Raw genomic sequence first — 243 nt, 5'->3', positions numbered from 1 at the left:
CGTAGAAAAGCGCCTTGTCATGCGCCGCGTAATGCGCGCCAAGCCCCGCAGCCTTCAGTTCCTCGACGGAAGCGTCTTTCGTCAGTTTATACACCATGGTGGCAATCATTTCCAGATGCGCGAATTCCTCCGTGCCGATGTCGTTCAACAAACCGATGACTTTGTCGGGAATCGTGTAACGCTGGTTTAAATAACGCAAGGCCGCCGCCAATTCGCCGTCAGCGCCTCCGTACTGCTCCATCA

Annotated in this window: 1 protein-coding gene; it reads right to left on the bottom strand. The window is 55.1% G+C overall.

Features of this window, described 5'->3' with window-relative positions; translation table 11 throughout:
* The coding region (locus tag RJP21_RS31135; RefSeq protein WP_310862620.1) for a manganese catalase family protein at positions 1-243 on the bottom strand (243 nt) is incomplete at both ends.

The sequence above is a fragment of the Paenibacillus sp. VCA1 genome, assembly GCF_031583795.1.
Lineage (GTDB): Bacteria > Bacillota > Bacilli > Paenibacillales > Paenibacillaceae > Paenibacillus_AQ > Paenibacillus_AQ albilobatus.
Note: the sequence above shows the minus strand (reverse complement) of the source record. Positions and strands in the feature narration are given on the sequence as shown.